Source organism: Pseudomonas hydrolytica (genome assembly GCF_021495345.1).
GTDB lineage: Bacteria > Pseudomonadota > Gammaproteobacteria > Pseudomonadales > Pseudomonadaceae > Aquipseudomonas > Aquipseudomonas hydrolytica.
In genome coordinates, this window is record NZ_CP099397.1 from 1,216,334 (window position 1) to 1,231,632 (window position 15,299).

General features: G+C 65.9%; 15 protein-coding genes. 9 read left to right on the plus strand and 6 right to left on the minus strand.

The window, feature by feature from the left end; all coding sequences use genetic code 11:
* Positions 1 to 22: 22 nt before the first annotated feature.
* The 4 genes from L1F06_RS05550 (at position 23) to L1F06_RS05565 (ending at position 4,212) form a co-directional block, all read left to right on the plus strand.
* On the plus strand, positions 23 to 1,051 hold the full coding sequence (locus L1F06_RS05550; protein WP_003246424.1) for an amino acid ABC transporter substrate-binding protein: 1,029 nt from the start codon (positions 23 to 25) through the stop codon (positions 1,049 to 1,051).
* Between the two features lie 98 nt (positions 1,052 to 1,149).
* The gene (locus tag L1F06_RS05555) at positions 1,150 to 2,334 is read left to right on the plus strand and encodes an amino acid ABC transporter permease (RefSeq protein ID WP_012019545.1); all 1,185 of its coding nucleotides are present in this window, start codon (positions 1,150 to 1,152) and stop codon (positions 2,332 to 2,334) included.
* 9 nt (positions 2,335 to 2,343) lie between these two features.
* Positions 2,344 to 3,441, plus strand: a complete 1,098-nt coding sequence (locus tag L1F06_RS05560; RefSeq protein WP_129483895.1) for an amino acid ABC transporter permease — start codon at positions 2,344 to 2,346, stop codon at positions 3,439 to 3,441.
* Between the two features lie 9 nt (positions 3,442 to 3,450).
* Positions 3,451 to 4,212 carry an amino acid ABC transporter ATP-binding protein gene (locus L1F06_RS05565; RefSeq protein WP_003246429.1) on the plus strand — a complete coding sequence of 254 codons (762 nt, stop codon included), beginning with the start codon at positions 3,451 to 3,453 and terminating at the stop codon, positions 4,210 to 4,212.
* A 147-nt stretch (positions 4,213 to 4,359) separates the two neighbouring features.
* On the opposite strand, the gene L1F06_RS05570 is transcribed toward L1F06_RS05565, so the two are convergent.
* On the minus strand, positions 4,360 to 5,319 hold the full coding sequence (locus L1F06_RS05570; protein ID WP_129483896.1) for a GlxA family transcriptional regulator: 960 nt from the start codon (positions 5,317 to 5,319) through the stop codon (positions 4,360 to 4,362).
* Between the two features lie 161 nt (positions 5,320 to 5,480).
* Between L1F06_RS05570 and L1F06_RS05575 the strand changes: the two genes are divergently transcribed.
* The 4 genes from L1F06_RS05575 (at position 5,481) to L1F06_RS05590 (ending at position 8,047) form a co-directional block, all read left to right on the plus strand.
* A complete protein-coding gene (locus L1F06_RS05575) occupies positions 5,481 to 5,951 on the plus strand; it encodes a nuclear transport factor 2 family protein (RefSeq protein WP_003246433.1) in 471 nt (156 codons plus the stop codon).
* Between the two features lie 98 nt (positions 5,952 to 6,049).
* A complete protein-coding gene (gene pcsA / locus L1F06_RS05580) occupies positions 6,050 to 6,769 on the plus strand; it encodes a phosphatidylcholine synthase (RefSeq protein WP_003246435.1) in 720 nt (239 codons plus the stop codon).
* Positions 6,766 to 7,047: a GIY-YIG nuclease family protein gene (locus L1F06_RS05585; RefSeq protein ID WP_129483897.1), complete on the plus strand. Its 282-nt coding sequence runs from the start codon at positions 6,766 to 6,768 to the stop codon at positions 7,045 to 7,047. The genes pcsA and L1F06_RS05585 overlap by 4 nt, the downstream gene beginning before the upstream one ends.
* A 64-nt stretch (positions 7,048 to 7,111) precedes the next feature.
* Complete coding sequence (locus L1F06_RS05590) at positions 7,112 to 8,047, plus strand: glutathione S-transferase family protein (protein ID WP_003246438.1); 936 nt, start codon at positions 7,112 to 7,114, stop codon at positions 8,045 to 8,047.
* Positions 8,048 to 8,112: 65 nt separating this feature from the next.
* On the opposite strand, the gene L1F06_RS05595 is transcribed toward L1F06_RS05590, so the two are convergent.
* From L1F06_RS05595 to yejK, 3 genes are read right to left on the minus strand one after another with little or no spacing between them, the layout of a single operon-like run.
* The gene (locus L1F06_RS05595) at positions 8,113 to 8,433 is read right to left on the minus strand and encodes a glutaredoxin family protein (protein ID WP_129483898.1); all 321 of its coding nucleotides are present in this window, start codon (positions 8,431 to 8,433) and stop codon (positions 8,113 to 8,115) included.
* Entirely contained in the window at positions 8,430 to 9,278 is an 849-nt protein-coding gene (locus L1F06_RS05600; RefSeq protein WP_129483899.1) for a polyphosphate kinase 2 family protein, read from the minus strand. The genes L1F06_RS05595 and L1F06_RS05600 overlap by 4 nt, the downstream gene beginning before the upstream one ends.
* A gap of 1 nt (position 9,279) precedes the next feature.
* Positions 9,280 to 10,287 carry a nucleoid-associated protein YejK gene (gene yejK, locus L1F06_RS05605; protein WP_012019539.1) on the minus strand — a complete coding sequence of 336 codons (1,008 nt, stop codon included), beginning with the start codon at positions 10,285 to 10,287 and terminating at the stop codon, positions 9,280 to 9,282.
* A gap of 336 nt (positions 10,288 to 10,623) precedes the next feature.
* On the opposite strand from yejK, the gene L1F06_RS05610 reads away from it, so the two are divergent.
* Positions 10,624 to 12,234, plus strand: coding sequence for a M28 family metallopeptidase (locus L1F06_RS05610; RefSeq protein WP_003246446.1), 1,611 nt, complete (start codon positions 10,624 to 10,626; stop codon positions 12,232 to 12,234).
* A 116-nt stretch (positions 12,235 to 12,350) separates the two neighbouring features.
* Here the strand turns inward: L1F06_RS05610 and L1F06_RS05615 are convergent, their stop codons facing one another.
* Positions 12,351 to 13,721, minus strand: a complete 1,371-nt coding sequence (locus L1F06_RS05615) for a TAXI family TRAP transporter solute-binding subunit (protein WP_129483900.1) — start codon at positions 13,719 to 13,721, stop codon at positions 12,351 to 12,353.
* Positions 13,722 to 13,952: 231 nt separating this feature from the next.
* Positions 13,953 to 15,206: an L-methionine/branched-chain amino acid transporter gene (yjeH, locus tag L1F06_RS05620; RefSeq protein ID WP_129483901.1), complete on the minus strand. Its 1,254-nt coding sequence runs from the start codon at positions 15,204 to 15,206 to the stop codon at positions 13,953 to 13,955.
* Positions 15,207 to 15,299: the final 93 nt, after the last annotated feature.

Genomic DNA, 15,299 nt, shown 5'->3' on the forward strand with positions numbered 1-15,299 from the left:
TAAGAGCAACTGGAGGTTTTTGATGAAGATGGTGAAATCCACCCTGGCTGTGCTGACCACCGCAGCTGTTCTCGGTGTCAGTGGCTTTGCTCAGGCAGGCGCCACCCTGGATGCGGTGCAGAAGAAAGGCTTCGTGCAGTGCGGTATCAGCGACGGTCTGCCGGGCTTCTCCTACGCCGATGAAAAAGGCAATTACCTGGGTCTGGACGTCGACGTCTGCCGTGCTGTTGCAGCCGCGGTTTTCGGTGACGCCACCAAGGTCAAGTACAGCCCGCTGACCGCCAAGGAGCGCTTCACCGCGCTGCAGTCCGGCGAAGTCGACATCCTGTCGCGCAACACCACCTGGACCAGCTCGCGTGACTCCGGTCTGGGTCTGAACTTCGCTGGCGTGAACTACTACGACGGTCAGGGTTTCCTGGTTAACAAGAAGCTGGGTGTTTCCAGCGCCAAGGAACTGGACGGTGCCACCGTGTGCATCCAGGCCGGTACCACCACCGAGCTGAACCTCTCCGACTACTTCCGTGCCAACGGCCTGAAGTACACCCCCATCACCTACGATACCTCCGACGAGAGCGCCAAATCGGTCGAAGCCGGCCGTTGCGACGTGCTGACCTCCGACCAGTCGCAGCTGTACGCGCAGCGCATCAAGCTGGCCAACCCGGACGACTACGTGGTGCTGCCGGAAGTCATCTCCAAGGAGCCTCTGGGCCCGGTCGTGCGTCAGGGCGATGACGAGTGGTTCAACATCGTGCGCTGGTCGCTGTTCGCCATGGTCAACGCCGAGGAGCTGGGCGTGACCTCCGCCAACGTGGAAGAAACCGCCAAAACCACCAAGAACCCCGACGTAGCCCGTCTGCTCGGTGCCGAAGGTGAGTTTGGCAAGGATCTGAAACTGCCGAAGGACTGGGCAGTACAGATCGTCAAGCAGGTAGGTAACTACGGCGAGTCCTTCGATCGCAACGTCGGTGCCGGCAGCGAGCTGAAGATCGAGCGTGGCCTCAATGCCCTGTGGAACAAAGGTGGTCTGCAATACGCACCGCCGGTGCGTTGATCGTCTGTACCGGCGCGCCTGCATGGCGCGCCGGTTGTTCCTGATGACGTGAACTCCATGCCCGCGCAAGCGGGCGTGGGGCTTCCAAGAGGGCTGTTATGCAAACTACTGCTAATGCCCCGCGCCCGCGAGGTTCGGTCTGGACCGATCCTCAGGTGCGCGCGTGGCTGTTCCAGATTCTCGCCGTTATCGCCGTCGTGGCGCTCGGCTGGTTCCTGTTCCAAAACACTCAGACCAACCTGGAGAAGCGCGGCATCGTCTCCGGCTTCGGTTTCCTCAGTAACAGCGCCGGTTTCGGCATTGCCCAGCATCTGATCGACTACAGCGAAAGCGATTCCTACGGACGGGTATTCGTCATCGGCCTGCTCAATACGCTGCTGGTGTCCTTCATCGGCATCGTGCTGGCCTCCATCCTCGGCTTCATCCTGGGCGTGGCGCGGCTGTCGCCGAACTGGCTGATCAGCAAGCTGGCCACCGTCTACATCGAGATCTTCCGCAACATCCCGCCGCTGCTGCAGATTCTCTTCTGGTACTTCGCGGTGTTTCTCGCCCTGCCGGGACCGCGGCAGAGCCTGGACATCGGCGAAACCTTCTTCCTCAACAGCCGTGGTCTGTACATGCCGGCGCCCGGTCCGTCGGAGAGTTTCGGTCTGTTCGCCGTGGTCCTGCTGGCCACCATCGTCGGCATCATCGCCCTGGGCCGCTGGGCCAAGAAGCGCCGTGAGGCCACCGGCAAGATCTTCCCGCTGCTGTGGACCTCCCTGGCGCTGATCGTGGTGATTCCCGGCCTGACCGTGCTGATCGGCGGCAACCCGCTGGTGTGGAGCGTGCCGGAGCTGCGCGGTTTCAACTTCCGCGGCGGCTGGGTGATGATCCCCGAGCTGATGGCCCTGACCCTGGCGCTGACCATCTACACCGCGGCCTTCATCGCCGAGAACGTGCGCTCGGGGATCATGGCGGTCAGTCATGGCCAGACCGAGGCGGCCCGTTCGCTGGGGCTGCGCCCCGGCATCACCCTGCGCCTGGTGATCATCCCGCAGGCATTGCGCGTGATCATCCCGCCGCTGACCAGCCAGTACCTGAACCTGGCGAAGAACTCCTCGCTGGCCGCCGGCATCGGCTACCCGGACATGGTGTCGCTGTTCGCCGGTACGGTACTCAACCAGACCGGCCAGGCCATCGAGGTGATCGCCATCACCATGAGCGTGTACCTGGCGATCAGCATCAGCATTTCCCTGCTGATGAACTGGTACAACAAGCGCATTGCGCTGATCGAGCGGTAAGGAGCAGCCATGCAGTCTCATACCTTCAAACCGGATCTGCCGCCGCCACGCATGAGTGTCGGCGCAGTGGGCTGGCTCAAGGCCAACCTGTTCTCCAACTGGTTCAACACCCTGTTGACCCTGTTCGCCATCTACCTGATCTGGCTGATCGTGCCGCCGCTGATCCAGTGGGCCTTCATCGATGCCACCTGGAGCGGCAGCACCCGCGCCGACTGCACCAGCGGCGGCGCCTGCTGGGTGTTCATCCAGCAGCGTTTCGGCCAGTTCATGTACGGCTTCTATCCCAGCGAGCTGCGCTGGCGCGTGGATACCACCCTGTGGCTGGCGATCATCGGCGCTGCGCCCTTGTTCGTGCCGCAGATGCCACGCAAGGCGTTCTACGGCCTGGCGTTCCTGGTGATCTACCCGGTCGTCGCCTGGTGCCTGCTGCACGGCGGCGTGTTCGGCCTCAGCGTGGTTCCCACCAGCCAGTGGGGCGGCCTGATGCTGACCCTGGTGATCGCCGCCGTCGGCATCACCGGTGCGCTGCCGCTGGGCATCCTGCTGGCGCTTGGGCGCCGCTCCAACATGCCGGCGATCAGGGTCATCTGCGTGACCTTCATCGAGTTCTGGCGCGGTGTGCCGCTGATCACCGTGCTGTTCATGTCCTCGGTGATGCTGCCGCTGTTCCTGCCCGAGGGCATGCACTTCGACAAGCTGATGCGGGCGCTGATCGGGGTGATCCTGTTCCAGTCCGCCTACATCGCCGAAGTGGTGCGCGGCGGCCTGCAGGCCATCCCCAAGGGCCAGTACGAAGCGGCCGCGGCCATGGGCCTGGGCTACTGGCGGATGATGGGCCTGGTGATCCTGCCGCAGGCGCTCAAGCTGGTCATCCCCGGCATCGTCAACACCTTCATTTCGCTGTTCAAGGACACCAGCCTGGTGATCATCATCGGCCTGTTCGACCTGCTCAACAGCATCAAGCAAGCGACCACCGACCCGGCCTGGCTGGGCATGGCCACCGAAGGCTACGTGTTCGCGGCGCTGATCTTCTGGATTTTCTGTTTTGGTATGTCCCGCTACTCCATGCATCTGGAGCGCAAGCTGGACACCGGCCACAAGCGTTAGGAGTGAGTCATGAGTGAAGTCAACAAACAACCCAGCGCTGAGCCGATGATCCTGCTGCAGGGCGTGAACAAGTGGTACGGCCAGTTCCACGTGCTCAAGGACATCAACCTCAGCGTGCAGCAGGGCGAGCGTATCGTCCTGTGCGGGCCGTCCGGTTCGGGCAAGTCCACCACCATCCGTTGCATCAACCGCCTGGAGGAACACCAGCAGGGGCGCATCGTGGTCGATGGCACCGAGCTGACCAGCGACCTCAAGCACATCGAGGCGATCCGCCGCGAAGTGGGCATGGTGTTCCAGCACTTCAACCTGTTCCCGCACCTGACCGTGCTGCAGAACTGCACCCTGGCGCCGATGTGGGTACGCAAGATGCCCAAGCGTCAGGCCGAGGAAGTCGCCATGCACTTCCTCGAGCGCGTGCGCATCCCGGAGCAGGCGCACAAGTATCCGGGCCAGCTCTCCGGCGGCCAGCAGCAGCGCGTGGCGATCGCTCGCGCGCTGTGCATGAAGCCGAAGATCATGCTGTTCGACGAGCCGACCTCGGCCCTCGACCCGGAGATGGTGAAAGAGGTGCTCGACACCATGATCGGCCTGGCGCAGGACGGCATGACCATGCTCTGCGTGACCCACGAGATGGGCTTCGCCCGCACCGTGGCCAATCGGGTGATCTTCATGGACAAGGGCGAGATCGTCGAACAGGCCGAGCCCGACCAGTTCTTCACCAACCCGCAGAACGAGCGCACCAAGCTGTTCCTCAGCCAAATCCTGCACTGAGTCGGTTGCGTCAGATGACAAGGGAGCCCTCGGGCTCCCTTTTTCATGGCCGCGGAATGCGCCTGGAAGTAGGCTGCGCTGTGCGCACCGCGAACCCATAGCCCTATCGAGTGTCCAGCGTCCCCAGAATGGTGCGCACAGCGCACCCTACGGGACCGACGGCGCAGCCCCGTTGCCCTGCATGCGCTTGCGAAACGCGCCGGGCGTCTCGCCGCACAGCTGCTTGAACAGCTTGGCGAAGGTGGCGCGATCGGCATAGCCGACCGCGGCGGCGATCCGCTCCAGCGAATCGCCGGAGCGGGCCAGCGCCTGCTGCGCGTTGGCGATGCGCAGGCGCTGCAGGTAGTCGTTGGGCGTCAGCCCGGTGGCGGTCTTGAAGCGGCGCAGCAGGGTGCGCGGCGAGCAGTGCGCCTGCTCGGCCAGACTGGCCAGATCGACGGATTCGGCATGATGGCGGCGCAACCAGTCGAGCAGCGGCGCCAGGGTCTTGTCATCGCTGGCGGGCAGCAGAGGGGCGAAGCGTGACTGCGGGCCGCGCTGACGCTCCACCACCATGGCGCTGGCGACCTGCTGCGCCAGCCATTCGCCGCCATGCAGGGCGATCAGGTGCAGGCACAGGTCGAGCCCCGCCTGGGCGCCGCCGGAGCAGAACAGCGGGCCGTCCTCGGTCAGCAGCAGGTCGCTGCGCAGGTTCACGCGGGGAAAATGTCGGGTAAAGGTCTCGGCCAGGGCCCAGTGGGTGGTGGCCTGGCGACCGTCGAGCAGCCCGGCTGCCGCCAGCAGAAAGGCGCTGCTGCACAGGCTTGCCACCTGCTGCTGGCGGCGAGCCAGCCAGGGCAGCAGGCCGGCATTGCCCTCCAGCGTACGGGAGATGGCGCTGCCGGTGGCTGGCAGGATCAGCAGGTCGGCCTGCTCGGCCAGGTCCAGACCGCCGTTGACCTGAACGTGGGCGAACTCCAGTTGCACCGGCTGGCCATCGAGACTGAAGCGCTGCAGGTGAAAGCGCGGCGTGCCCGCCAGCCGATTGGCGAGACTGAAGGCATCCTGCGCCATGCTCAGGCTCGAGCAGATGGTTTGCGGGCAGACATAGAGGGCGACATTGAGCATGGCGCTGCTCCGGAGTAGAGGTTGGCGATTATTGCCACAAAGTTGTCGTTATAGCCAATCGCCGTAACTCCTGTCGCCGCCGCACAATGGGCTTCATTCATCGAGCTGCTGGCGCCTTGCGCGTGCTGCTCGGCGCACAGGACCGATAACGGGAGCGCTCCATGAGCCATGCCAATGCCGAATTGATCCAGCGTTTCTACCGCGCCTTCCAGAACCTCGATGCCGAGACCATGGCGGCCTGTTACGCCGAGGACGTGCATTTCTCCGATCCCGCCTTCACCGACCTCAACGGCAGCGAGGCGGGCGACATGTGGCGCATGCTCTGCGCTCGCGCCGAGGGCTTCTCGCTGACCTTCGATCAGGTGCAGGCCGACGAGCGCGAGGGCAGTGCGCGCTGGGTCGCCACCTACCGTTTCAGCGCCACCGGCCGCCAGGTGGTCAACCACATCCAGGCGCACTTCGTGTTTCGCGATGGGCTGATCGTCGAGCACCGCGATCACTTCGATCTGTGGCGCTGGACACGCCAGGCACTGGGGGCCAAGGGCCTGCTGCTGGGCTGGGCGCCGCCGGTACAGGCTGCCATTCGTCGGCAGGCCGCCCGTGGCCTGGCCCAGTTTCGCGCGTCTCGCTGAGGCAGGCGACTGAACGCAGTGGTAGGCTAGTCGGTCTTAGCCTTCAATGAAGAGTGCGCACATGGGGTGCACATCTCCACTGCCAATCGAGACCTGCCGTGACCGAACTGATCGTTGCCGTTAAACAGGCCAAGGCCTGGGGGGTTCATGCCGTCACAGCCAGTGGTGTGATTCTCGCTCTGCTGGCACTGCTCGCCGTACTCGACGGCCAACCCAAGCAATGCCTGCTGTGGCTGGGCCTGGCCCTGCTGGTGGATGGCCTCGACGGCTCGCTGGCGCGGCGTTATGACGTCAAAGGCGTGCTGCCGCATTTCGACGGCTCGACCCTGGATCTGGTGATCGACTACCTGACCTACGTCTTCATCCCGGCCATTTTCCTCTACCGCTTCATCCCGTTGCCCGATTACACCCCGCTGTTCGCCGTGGGCCTGATCCTGGTGTCTTCGCTGTTCTGTTTCTGCAACCTGAACATGAAGAGCAAGGACAACTACTTCGTCGGCTTCCCGGCCGCCTGGAACGTGGTGGTGCTGTATTTCTACATTCTCGATGTGCACCCCTGGGTCACCCTGGGCATCATCGTGCTGCTCGCCGGCCTGACCCTGACCAAGATGAAGTTCCTGCATCCGTTCCGCGTGCGGCAGTTCATGCCGCTGAACATCCTGGTGACCTTCGTCTGGATGCTTTCCAGCGCGCTGCTGATTCTGCAGTACCCCGCCAACCAGCCCTGGCTGCTGGCCCTCTGGTGGCTGGCTTCGGCCTACTTCGTCGGCATGTGCCTGTGGCGCTCGGCGCGTGAGTGGTTCCCGGCGCGCGGATGAACGCAGCAGTCGAAAAAGCCTGGTTCGTCTACCTGGTCCGCGCCGCCAACGGCGCGCTGTATTGCGGCATCAGCGACGACCCGCAGCGACGTTTCGCCCAGCACCAGGCGGGCAAGGGCGCACGGTTCTTCCACACCAGCCCGGCGCTGGCCCTGGCCTATGTCGAGGCCTGTGCCGGCAAGGGCGATGCACTGCGCCGCGAGCGAGCGATCAAGCTCCTGAGCAAGGCCGCCAAGGAAGCCCTCATTCTGGCCAATGATGCCGCTGCATCAGCCTGAAGCGGTGGGCGGCGCCAGGCGAGGCGGGTAAGCTGGGACCTTCGATTGCGCAACGGAGCCCACCATGCACGAACTGATCCTGCACCACTACGACGCCTCGCCCTTTGCCGAGAAGGCCCGCCTGATGCTGGGCTTCAAGCAGCTCTCGTGGCGCTCGGTGGAGATCCCGCGGATCATGCCCAAGCCCGATCTGACCGCACTGACCGGCGGCTACCGCAAGACCCCGGTGCTGCAGGTGGGCGCCGACATCTATTGCGACACAGCGCTGATCGCTCGCCGCCTGGAGGCGGAGAAAGCTACCCCGGCACTGCTGCCCGAAGGCCAGGAGTTCAATACCAGTCTGCTGGCGCAATGGGCCGACTCGGTGCTGTTCCAGCATGCTGTGGCCCTGGTATTCCAGCCGCAGTCCATCGCCGTGCGCATGGGCCGGCTGCCGGCGGCGGCGCAGCAGGCCTTTATCGCCGATCGCAGCGCGCTGTTTTCCGGCGGTAGCGCCAGCCGCGTGCCGCTGGAGCAGGCCAAGCATAACTGGCCGGCGCTGATGGGGCGTCTGCAGCAGCAGTTGCAGCGCGAGGACGGCGACTTTCTGTTCGGCGAGCCGTCGCTGGCCGATTTCTCGGTCGCGCACTGCCTGTGGTTCCTGCGCGGCACGCCGGTGACCGCGCCGCTGGTCGACGACTACCCGGAGGTATCCGCCTGGCTCGCCCGGGTACTGGGCTTCGGCCACGGCTCGTTCAGCGAGATGAGCAGCGAGCAGGCCCTCGCGGTGGCGCGTGAGGCGACGCCGGCGGCGCTGCCGGAGGAAGAGTTCATCGAGCCCAACGGCTTGCAGGTTGGCCAGTCGGTAACCATCGCCGCAGTCGATTACGGCGTCGACCCGGTACAGGGCGAGCTGCTGTTCGCCGGCCGCGAGGAACTGATCCTGCGCCGCGAGGACGAACGGGCCGGTGTGCTGCACGTGCACTTCCCGCGTCTGGGCTTTCGCATCGAAGCGCGCTGAGCGCCTGTTCTCCCGCTGGCGCAAGGCCCGGAGGGTATCCGGGCTGTGCGGGGGGCACGGCCGGGTCAGTAGGCAGCGCGAATCGCGCGTACGTCATAGCCGTGGATGACCTGCCCGCGCAGGTCGATCACCGGCACGCCACGCCCGCCCAGGGCCTGGTAGCGGGCGCGGCCGGCGCTGTCCTTCTCGATGTCCACTTCGCGGTAGGCGACGCCATCCTCGGCGAACAGCTCGCGGGTCTTGGCGCAGTAGCCGCACCAGGCGGTGGCGTAGAGCACGATCTCGCCGCTGCCATTGCCGGCCTGCGGCGGGTTGAGCCAGCGGTCGATCCTGTCCCAGTTCTGCCACAGGGCCAGGGCGGCGAGGATCAGCAGAATCTTCTTCATTGCGGCGCGTCCTTGTGCGTGGTGGTGGCGGCTTGCAATTGCTGCAGAGTAAAGGGTGCCGGCCGATCCGGCCACTGCAGCGCGAGCTTTTCCAGCTCGCGGGCCAGCAGGCTGGCAACCACAAGGTCGCGCAGCCAGCGCTTGTGCGCCGGGATCACATACCAGGGCGACGCGCTGCTATGGCTGGCGCCCAGCAGGTCGGCCCAGCGCCGCTGACGCTCGTCGAACTGGCGGTGCGAGAGCAGGTCGCTGGTCTTGAGCTTCCAGCGTTTGGACGGTTTCTCGATGCGTTCGACCAGGCGCCGGTACTGCTCGCCCTTGTCGATCTGCAGGTAGCACTTGAGCACCACGGTGCCGCTCTGCGCCAGTTGCCGTTCGAAGGCCAGCACCTCGGCCAGGCGCGCCGGCAGCTCATCCTCGCCGCACAAACCATCCAGCGGATCGCAGATCAGCGCCTCGTAATGGCTGCGATTGAACACGTCGATCATCCCGGGCGCCGGCAGGCGCTGGCGATAGCGGTGGAGAAAATGCTGGCCGCGTTCCTGCGCCGTGGGCGCCTGGAAGCTGTGTACCGCCAGGCCCTGGGGATTGCAGGCGCTGAGCACGCGGCGGATGACGCCGTCCTTGCCGCTGCAATCCGGGCCCTGCAGTACCAGCAGCAGGGCCCGCTGACGATTGGCCCACAGGCGCGTCTGCTGCTCCTGCAGCCAGGGCTTGAGCTGCTCCAGGCGCGCCTTGCAGTCGGCCTTGTCCAGGCCGAAGGTGCGTGCCGGATCGCCTGCCAGCGGTGCCTCTGGCCGGCACAGGCAGGCGTCGAGCAGCGCATCGGCCAGGCGCGGCTTCATCTCAGTCCTGGCGACGCTTGAGCTGATCCTTCAGCTGGGTCGGCAGCTGGCGAATGATCAGCATGTCGCGGCCCTCGTCGTACTCGATCTTCGAACCGAGCAGGTGCGCCTCGAAGCTGATCGACAGCCCCTCGGCGCGCCCGGTGAAGCGCTGGAACTGGCTGAGGGTGCGCTTGTCCGCCGGAAATTCCGGGGCCATGCCATAGTCCTTGTTGCGGATGTGCTCGTAGAACGCCTTGGGGCGCTCCTCGTCGATCAGCCCGGACAGCTCCTCCAGGGTGATCGGCTCGCCCATCTTGGCCTGGCCGGTGGCGTAGCCGACCAGGGTCTTGGTCTTCTCGCGGGCCTGCTCTTCGGGCAGGTCCTCGCTTTCCACGTAATCGCTGAAGGCCTTGAGCAGGGTGCGGGTCTCGCCCGGGCCATCGACGCCTTCCTGGCAACCGATGAAGTCGCGGAAGTAGTCCGACACCTTCTTGCCGTTCTTGCCCTTGATGAAGGAGATGTACTGCTTGGACTGCTTGTTGTTCTGCCACTCGCTGATGTTGATGCGCGCGGCCAGGTGCAGCTGGCCCAGGTCGAGGTGCTTGGCCGGGGTCACGTCCAGTGCGTCGGTCACTGCCACGCCTTCGCTGTGGTGCAGCAGGGCGATGGCCAGATAGTCGGTCATGCCTTGCTGGTAGTGGGCGAACAGCACGTGGCCGCCCGTGGAGAGGTTGGACTCTTCCATCAGCTTCTGCAGATGTTCGACGGCCTGGCGGCTGAAGGCAGTGAAATCCTGCTCGCCGTCGAGGTAGGCCTTGAGCCAGCCGCTGAACGGGTAGGCGCCGGACTCTTCGTGGAACAGGCCCCAGGCCTTGCCCTGCTTGGCGTTGTAGCTCTCGTTGAGGTCGGCCAGCAGGTTCTCCATGGCTTGCGAGGTGGCCAGTTCGCTGTCGCGGGCGTGCAGCACGGCGGGGCTGCCGTCGGGTTTCTTGTCGATCAGGTGGACGATGCAGTGGCGGATCGGCATGGGGGCTTCGGTCTTTGGCGGGTTCGCGATGGGGTTGGCCGCGAAGCCGGGCGGGCGAGGGCCCGCGTCGGCAGCGCGGCGGCTGGGCAAAGTCTACCTGACATCGCCACGCGCTGCCGGTGGTGCAAACTGGGGTGTGGATCTTTGCTGGCTAAGTGCCGCTATCTGCAGTGATAGAACTCTATTTTCTGCAAAAATCGCGATTTTCGATTCGCGCGATGGCGCAACTCGGTCTAGCGTCTTTCACGTCCACACGACGCAGTAAAGGGACGCACCGCGGTGGCGCCACAAGCGTTGCCGCCTTTCTCGATCTCCAGATATGGATTGGAGGATTACATGCGCAACAAGACCAATAATCGCCGTCTACTGGGCGCCGCCTTGCTGGCGGCCATTTCCGGGCAGGCCACTGCGGCCAAGGGGCTCGACGTCACCGAACTGTTCGATCAGTTCTGGAGCCCGACCCGGCTCGGGCCGGCGGAGTGCCGTTCCGGTGTGCTGAGTGCTACGCCGCTGCTGTTGCCTCGCTGCATGCAGGCGGCCAACAGCATGACCCACCTGCAGATGTTCAACGACATCGCCCTGGCCAATGGCGGCAACCGCGCCGCTGGCCTGTCCGGTTACGAGCGCTCGCTTGACTATGTGCAGGCGACGCTGGAAAGCGCCGGCTACAAGGTGACCCGTCAGGCCTTCCCGTTCAGCGCGTTCTACCCGCAGGGGCCCGGCGTGCTGCAGAGCCTGGCGCCGACCCCGGCGCAGTTCGAGTGGGAGGTGGACTTCACCTACCTGTCGCAGACCGATGCCGGCGACGTCAGTGCACCGGTGGCAGCGGTGGACATCGCCCTGGGCGAGGGCAACCAGTCCAGCAGCGGCTGCGAGGCCGAGGATTTCGCCGCCTTCCCGGCTGGCTCCATCGCCCTGCTGCAGCGCGGCACCTGCAACTTCCAGATCAAGGCCGAGAACGCTGCCGCCGCTGGCGCCGTGGGCGTGGTGATCTTCAACCAGGGCGACAGCGAGGACCGCAAGGGCCTGCTCAACGCCACCCTGGGCGACGCCTATTCCGGTGGCATTCCGGTGCTGTTCACCACCTATGACGTGGGCGTGAGCCTGGCGCAGACGGCCGAGCAGCAGGTGCGCATGGTCACCGACGTGGTGCGCGAACGGACCCAGACCCACAACCTGGTGGCCGAGAGCAAGCGCGGCAACGCGGGCAACGTGGTGATGCTCGGCGCGCATCTGGATTCGGTGTTCGAGGGGGCCGGCATCAACGACAACGGTTCGGGCAGCGCCGCGCTGCTGGAGCTGGCCGTGCAGATGGCCAAGGCCAAGCCGAAGAACAAGCTGCGTTTCGCCTGGTGGGGCGCCGAGGAGTCGGGGCTGGTGGGCTCGACCTACTACGTCAACCAACTGCCCGACGAGGAGAAGGCGAAGATCAAGGCGTACCTGAACTTCGACATGATCGCCTCGCCGAACTTCGCCTACTTCATCTATGACGGCGACGGTTCGGACTTCGGCCTGCAGGGCCCGCCCGGCTCGGCCGCGCTCGAGCGTCTGTTCGGCGAGTATTACCGCCTGCGCGGTCTGCCGTTCGAGGGTGACGAGATCAGCTTCCGTTCCGACTATGCGCAGTTCTTCCTTGATGGCATCGCCTTCGGCGGACTGTTCACCGGGGCCGAGGTGGTCAAGTCCGAAGAGCAGGCGAGCCGTTATGGCGGCACTGCGGGCGAGGCCTTCGATCCGTGCTACCACGAGGCCTGCGATGACCTGAACAACGTCGATCTGCGCGCGCTGGAGGTCAACGGCGATGCCATGGCCTTCGTCGCCAGCTGGCTGTCGCTGTCGACCAAGATCGTCGATGACGAGATCGCCGCGTCCAGGGATTCGCGCATGATGATGCGCAGCGCCCAGGCCTACGACATCACCCATTGGGGCAAGCACTGGGTCAAATAGCGTCGTGTGACCTGGCGTAGGGCGCCGTGCGTGGCGCAAGCCGGTGCGCACGGCGCACCCTACGAAAGAAAAGCCCGCGAGCGTATCGCGGGCTTTTTTGTGGCCGCTGCCCGAAGCTAGCTGCGCTCCGGGCTCGGCACCACCGAGGGCGCCTGCTCGGGGCCCTCGCCGCGGCGCTTTTGCAGCGCGCGCAGGCGCTCGATCACGTAGCGCAGGTGCATGTGCAGCTCGTACAGCTCGTTGGAGTACGACAGCGGCACCTCCACCGCGGCCAGTTCGTCCTCGAGCCTTTCCAGGCGCTGGATCTCGCTTTCCAGTTCGGCCGGCAGCGAGCCGGCGTGCAGCTTGCGGTCGATGTCGCGCAGGTACTTGTACCAGCGGTAGATGCGCGCGCGGATGCGCCACTGGTAGATCGGCCCCACCGCCTTGAGCAGCGGGATCATCACCACGATCAGGGGGATCAGCAGGATGATGTAGCGGTCGGCCAGCGAGGCGATGCGAAACGGCAGGTAGCGCTGCAGGATCGGCAGGCCCTTGTCGTAGAAGTGCTCGGCGTCGCGGTGCAGGTCGAAGGTACGCGGTTCGGCGCTGGGAAAGGCGCCGGCGGCATCGAGCAGGGTGCCGCTGCGCATCACCTCGCGGCTGGCGGCGAGAAACAGCGGTACCAGGCCAGGGTTGAACTGGTCGTTGACCACCAGCGTGGCCACCGGCGCCAGGGTGACGATGTCGCGATCCGGCGCGTTGCTGGCCAGGTCGAGCAGACCTTCGCCCACCTTCACCTGGTTGAAGAAGGGCAGGCGCGCCTCGTAGGCGGCGGCGCGGCGAAAATGCGCCAGGGCGATCTCCGGCGCGGCGGCCAGTTGCTGCACCAGGGCATTCTCCGCCGGGCCGACGAAGAAGGCGGCGTCCAGCTCGCCGGCCAGCAGGGCGCGAGCCGCCTTGCCGCCGCCGGCGTCCTGCCAGGCGGGTGGATACTGCTCGGCAGCGATGCCGTTGGCTTCGAGGATGGCCTCGCTGGCGGCGCGGGTTCCGCTGCCTTCGCCGCCCAGGCCGAGGCGCAGCGGCAGCAGATCGGCGATGCGGTCGAGGCTGACCTCGCGCCGGTAGAACAGCCACAGCGGTTCCTGATAGATCGCCCCGAGGCTCTGCAGGCGCGCCTGCTGGTCAGGCGCGAGCTGACGTTCCAGCCCGCTCTGCACCAGGGCGATCTGCACATCGGGGTCGTCTGCCAGCAGGCGCTGCAGGTTGTCGCGCGAGCCGGAGGTCGGCACCAGGTTCAGCTCGAAGCCTTCCTTGGCCAGCTCCTCCTTCAGGCGCTCGGCAAACATCCGGTAGGCGCCGCCCTGGGTGCCGGTGGCCATGCTGGCGCTCATCGGCGGTGGCGGAGCGACAAACTGGAACAGTGCCCAGACCAGGGCGGCCACCACCGGAACTATCCACAGGTTGGCCAGGATCATGATCTTCAGGTCGTGCAGTACGCGGCGCATGAGGCTTCCTTGGCGATGAAAAATGCGAAGCGACGTCTGCCCTTTCCCTCTCCCGCATGGGAGAGCCTGGCGCGCAGCGCCGGATCGGGGCAGACGGGTTCATAGCAAGGATAGAACCCCATCGCCGTTGGGGTCACCGATGGCGCATTGGCACCTCCGATGGTCGCGCTCAGCCGGCCGTTGAAAACCTCGGCTTTGGCTTCCTGCCTCCATGCAGCCGTCGCCGGCCTGCTAGGTGAGGGCCTTGTGCCTGACCCGCAGCTGATCCAGCGCCAGCAGCAGGCCGAGCAGGCCCAGGGCATACAGCGCATCGCCACCGAGCATGACCAGCACCGCCGCGCACAGCAGCGTCGCCAGTGCAGCCAGCCAGCGCCAGATGCCATGCAGCAGTACCGCGCCCGCGGCCATGCTGAGCAGGTAGATGAGCACGAAGTTGCCATTGGCGTAGCGGATCAGATCATCCACCGAGAGCGTCAGCGCCCCGGTCAGCAGCGCGCAGACGGCGCAACTGATCACCACCAGGAGCAAGGCGCGTCCCGGTACGCCATGGCCATTGCGCACCGCCAGCGGCGCCGGCAGGCGGCCTTCGTCGGCGAGGCTCCAGATCAGCCTGGCGAAGCCCTGGATGTAGACGTTCATCGAGGCGAAGCAGGCCAGGTAGCCGAGCACCGCCACCAGCACGCGGGCCTTGTCCCCCAGCAGCACTTCGAACAGCCGCGGCAGGGCGGTGGCGTCGCTGTGGATGTCGCCATAGGTGGCGAAGGTCAGCACCGCGACCGAGCAGGCCCAGTACACCAGGCCGGCCAGCAGCACCCCGAGCAGCAGGGCCAGGGGGAAGTCGCGCTCGGGGCGCCTGAACTCCTCGCCCAGGTGGGTGAAGGCCTCGATGCCGACGAAGCACCAGAACATCACCCCCAGCGCAGCCGGCAGCAAGTGCCACTGGCCCGTCATGGGCGGCAGCAACGGCTGGCTGGCGCGCGGCAGATCGCCGATCCACCAGATCAGCGCCACGCTGCCGACGATGGCCAGGGCGATGACCCCCTGCAGCACGCCGGAGGCACGCGCCGGACGCTGGCCGAGCAGAAGGATGGCGGCCAGCGTGGCCAGCTGGATCAGCAGCAGGCCAGTGGCGTCGAGATCGAACAGCGCCAGCCAGAAGCCGCTGGCGATGTGCAGCGCGGCGGGCAGACCGACCGGCAGCACGGCGAGAAACAGCAGGGCGCTGACGCCTTCCAGGCGCAGGCCGAAGGCGCGCCCGATCAGGTGCGGGGCGCCGCCGGCGTGGGGAAAGCGTCGGCCCAGCTGGGCGAAGGTGAAGGCCACCGGCAGCACCAGGGCGATCAGCAGCAGCCAGGCCCACAGCGAGGCCGCCCCGGCGGCGGTGGCGGCCAGTGCCGGCACCACGAAGATGCCGGTGCCCAGCAGCGAGGTGCTGAGCAGGGCGATGCCCTGCAGCAGGCCCAATTCCTTGTTCAGTCGACTCATGGGGTATGCTCACGCCGTTGCACGAACCGCCATGGTAAGGGCGCAGGCCAGGTTCAGGCTGTCGCCTTTTGCCGTCGAAATGGCGGTTCTTCC

Coding starts and splice junctions, on each gene's coding strand:
- L1F06_RS05550 (WP_003246424.1), top strand. CDS start 23: ATGAAGATGGTGAAATCCACCCTGGCTGTGCTGACCACCGCAGCTGTT.
- L1F06_RS05555 (WP_012019545.1), top strand. CDS start 1,150: ATGCAAACTACTGCTAATGCCCCGCGCCCGCGAGGTTCGGTCTGGACC.
- L1F06_RS05560 (WP_129483895.1), top strand. CDS start 2,344: ATGCAGTCTCATACCTTCAAACCGGATCTGCCGCCGCCACGCATGAGT.
- L1F06_RS05565 (WP_003246429.1), top strand. CDS start 3,451: ATGAGTGAAGTCAACAAACAACCCAGCGCTGAGCCGATGATCCTGCTG.
- L1F06_RS05570 (WP_129483896.1), bottom strand. CDS start 5,319: ATGCTCAATGTCGCCCTCTATGTCTGCCCGCAAACCATCTGCTCGAGC.
- L1F06_RS05575 (WP_003246433.1), top strand. CDS start 5,481: ATGAGCCATGCCAATGCCGAATTGATCCAGCGTTTCTACCGCGCCTTC.
- L1F06_RS05585 (WP_129483897.1), top strand. CDS start 6,766: ATGAACGCAGCAGTCGAAAAAGCCTGGTTCGTCTACCTGGTCCGCGCC.
- L1F06_RS05590 (WP_003246438.1), top strand. CDS start 7,112: ATGCACGAACTGATCCTGCACCACTACGACGCCTCGCCCTTTGCCGAG.
- L1F06_RS05595 (WP_129483898.1), bottom strand. CDS start 8,433: ATGAAGAAGATTCTGCTGATCCTCGCCGCCCTGGCCCTGTGGCAGAAC.
- L1F06_RS05600 (WP_129483899.1), bottom strand. CDS start 9,278: ATGAAGCCGCGCCTGGCCGATGCGCTGCTCGACGCCTGCCTGTGCCGG.
- yejK (WP_012019539.1), bottom strand. CDS start 10,287: ATGCCGATCCGCCACTGCATCGTCCACCTGATCGACAAGAAACCCGAC.
- L1F06_RS05610 (WP_003246446.1), top strand. CDS start 10,624: ATGCGCAACAAGACCAATAATCGCCGTCTACTGGGCGCCGCCTTGCTG.
- L1F06_RS05615 (WP_129483900.1), bottom strand. CDS start 13,721: ATGCGCCGCGTACTGCACGACCTGAAGATCATGATCCTGGCCAACCTG.
- yjeH (WP_129483901.1), bottom strand. CDS start 15,206: ATGAGTCGACTGAACAAGGAATTGGGCCTGCTGCAGGGCATCGCCCTG.